This is a genomic window from Protofrankia sp. Cr1 (genome assembly GCF_963555865.1).
Taxonomy (GTDB): domain Bacteria; phylum Actinomycetota; class Actinomycetes; order Frankiales; family Frankiaceae; genus Protofrankia.
This window is the reverse complement of sequence record NZ_CAUVXO010000547.1, coordinates 1-3,380: the sequence shown is the minus strand read 5'-3', so window position 1 is coordinate 3,380 and position 3,380 is coordinate 1. Positions and strand designations below refer to the sequence as shown.

3 protein-coding genes are annotated in these 3,380 nt (G+C 68.9%); all 3 read right to left on the bottom strand.

The genetic code is table 11. The features are described from left to right. Positions 1–585 (bottom strand): radical SAM protein (locus U9980_RS25540; protein WP_322770262.1); only part of this gene is annotated, 585 nt, incomplete at its 3' end. A gap of 333 nt (positions 586–918) precedes the next feature. Further along, complete coding sequence (locus U9980_RS25535) at positions 919–1,773, bottom strand: NAD(P)-dependent oxidoreductase (protein ID WP_322770261.1); 855 nt, start codon at positions 1,771–1,773, stop codon at positions 919–921. Beyond that, positions 1,770–3,380, bottom strand: a 1,611-nt coding sequence (locus U9980_RS25530; RefSeq protein WP_322770260.1) for a hypothetical protein, incomplete at its 5' end; no start/stop codon positions are given. The genes U9980_RS25530 and U9980_RS25535, both read right to left, overlap by 4 nt.

Genomic DNA, 3,380 nt, shown 5'->3' with positions numbered 1-3,380 from the left:
CAGCGTCGAGCGGTAGACCACCGCCGACAGCGACAGCGGCAGACCGGCGTCCTGGAACGCCCGCACCCCTTCCATCACCGTGTCGTAGTCGCCACGGACCCGGTTCGTTGTCGCTCTGGGGCCCTCCAGCCCGACGTTGACGAACGCGACCCTGCCGGCCAGGTCACCGGCGTGCTGGAGGCCGCGGGTCGCGTTGGTCGGCACGCCGATGACCGTCCCGGCGAACATGTCGACGATGTCGATGAAGTCCCGGCGCAGCAGCGGCTCACCGCCGGACAGGAACACCCGGGGCACCCCGGCCAAGTTGTCCCGCATCCGCTCCAGCGCGGCCAGGGTGGGGTCCGGTTCCTGCAACGTCTCGGAGCAGAACGAGCAGTCGAAGTTGCACCGCTTGGTGACCTGAAGGATCACCGACAGCGGACCGGCCGCCACCGCGGCGACCGCCTCCAGGTCCGCCGACGCCGCGAGGTGGAAGTGATGCCCGTCGGTGAAGACCACAGGTTCCTCAGCGCGGGAAGGCCCCTCGTCACCGGCGGACCGCGCCGTGGGATCGACGGCAGGCACGGGTGGGGAATATGCGATCATCAGGTCCTTCTCGACGTAGGCGCGTACGGCGACAGGGCCAGCCGACCGCCGCCTTCGTGACGGCGCGCTGTCGCGCCGACGCTGAACGCCTCCAGCGTCCCAACCGGCCGCACGCGAGTCATTCCCTGCGGTGCGAACATCTGATTCGGGCCGGCGCAGCGCCACTGACCTGCGACAACAGTGCTGGCGGGCCGGTTGTGTTCGGCTCGAACCCGTTGATCCGTTCGGCCGATCCCACCAACACCCGACCTTGATCTTTCATCTGTGTGGGGCCACGCGCAGGGCAGCACCGCCCGTCACCCTGCTTCTGCCTCCCGGAACGGGGGCGGTTGCTTACCTGCCGTCCTGGCCAGAGCGCAGCTCGCGGAGGAGCAGGTCGACCTGCGCATGCTCAAGGTCCTTGTGCTCGAACCACGTCCGGAGGAGTTCTTCCGCACCGCGAAGCATCGTGTCGGGTAGTCCGACGGTCCGATAGCTCTCGGCCGCCTGGGCGAGTTCGGGTCCCCACCGCCAGGCGCGGGCCGCGACAGTGGCGAAGAAATCAGGTTCGGCGAGCGCCGGTCGGCTCCGTCTCCGGGCCTCGTCGGTGAGCGCCTGCTGGACGCCGTACTCGGCAGCCAGTGCGTGCGCGAGCGCGGCGAGAACCCGCGACGTCTTCGCAAACGACGAGTGGGCGATCTTCAGGGCAGACGCCGCACCCACCTGGCCATCGAGGACGACAACCTGCACGGCCGATCCGGAGAACAGCGTCGCGATCTCGCCGGTGAGGCGAGCAGCCCCGGCCAGGTACAGGCGCGTGGTTTCCTGCCGCTTCGGGACCGGGCCGATGAGGCAGCCATCAACGATGGTGCCACCCGCCTTGGTCACGAGCCCGTCGATGACGCGCATACGTTCCGGGTTGACGGCATTGGCGTCCACGTACAGGCCCGTGAACCCCGCCGCGGCCACCGCCTGCGCCACGTCGAGCGCGGCCTCCGGCGGACACAACGACAGCAGGATCTGGGTGCCTTCACAAAGTTCTTCCAGGCGGTCGACCGGCCGGAGGCCGGCATCCTGGGCCCGTCGCAGCGTCCGCGGGCTTCGTCCAGCGGGGCAGTACAGCACCTCGTGCCCTCCAGCCCGCAAGATCTCGCCGATCCGTGCCCCCATGCTTCCCGGGTGTAGCAGCCCAATCCGACGGGGCGTCACGGGACCTGGTTTCCTTCCTCGCCAGTGGCGGCGGGATCTGCCGCCGTCGGCCGAGACCGCACGGCCAGGTGTGATCTGATCTGGTCGCGCAGCTCGGCGGCGAGTGCCTGCCCTCGGTAGGCCGGCCGGTCGAGAATGGTCAGGACCTGGGTGAGGCGTCGCATCGCACTCTCGACACGCCGGACCGACGACATCTCGATCACGATGCGGATCTCGGACACCGCACCGTCTAGATCACCGCGCAGGATGCGGGCGAGGGCAACGTCCGTGCGGGCCAGGGACTCCTCGCCGACGCGCCGTTGCCCCTCTGGCAGCGCCGCAAGGAGGGCGACAGCGGTGGCCGCGTCCCGTTCGGCTGCTTGGAGGCTGGTGCGCGTTGGGGTTAGCCACAGAGTTGCGGAACTTGCGGAGTACAGCTGCTTGGCTAGCGGGAAGGCCAGCATGCCACCAGGATCATCGTCGAGCGCGACGCGTTCCCTGGCCTCCGCCGCGCGGCCGAGGGCTGCACGTGCCTCGTGGCCGTCGCCCATCCGGGCCAGCGCCCGCGCTTCCAGTGACGCGAGACGGACCCTGGAAGTTCCCCGCTCCGGCAGGTAACGCCAACCGTCCTGGGCCAGTTCCACAGCGTCAGCCGGCCGGTCGTCCCAGTAGCCGAGCATGCTCTGGGTGCCTCGAACCCAGGCCCGCAGGCCGTTGTGACCCGCCTGGTCCGCACAGGCGAAGGCAACACGGGCATGCGTCTGCGCGGAATCAAGCGAACCCAGATCGAAGGCGGCGTTGGCGAGGATGCCGCTCAGAAGCCCCGCCAGGTAGCACAGATCGCGTGACCGGTCCGGCCGATGTCTCACCGTCAACAGCGGAAAGACCCTGGCGCGCAGCGCACGGACCTCAAGAAAAGTAGGCAGCGCGGGTCTCTGCGAGTAGAGAGTGACGATCCGCCTTATATCGGCGTTGATTTGTTCCAATGCGAGCGAGCCGATAGGAGTCACGTCGATGGTGTGGAGGGCGTTCGCGGATTCCTCAGATGCGCCGCGGAGAATCTGCTCTACCGTTCTGGGCGCTGGGAGCGGCTCGACGGCGGCGGCCGGCCAGAGCGTCTCGATCGTTACCGGCCATCCCTGTGAGATCGGCAATGGCATCCCGAGATCCGCCGAAATTTCCGCGCGAGCAGCCACGGAGCCCGACTGGAGAAGCCCCGGATTGGGAGGCACAGCCCGAGGTGCGGGCAGATTGCGGCCATCGTCAGGCTCGACACGGTCGATGCGGCTGATGAGGAGGACGTCGGCGGGTGGGAGGTTTGCGCGGTCGTCGAGGTCGATGAGGTTGTGGATGCTGGTGCCGTAGACCTCGGCGAGCACATTGAGGAGCTGGGGGGTGGGCCGGCGGCGGTTGTTCGGCAGCGGCCAGTTCTCCAGCTCGGATAGCCGGGGGGCGGTCATGGGCGCGGAGCCGTGAGGGTCGAGGCCGGTCCGGGCGGCGTGGGCGTTGATGCGGCCTGCGGCCTGCATCTGGGTCCAGCCGTGTGCGACGCGGTGGGCGGCGCGGGGACGGTAGTTGTAGCGGCGGGCGAACTCGATCGCGATCTCGTCATGGGACATACCGACCGC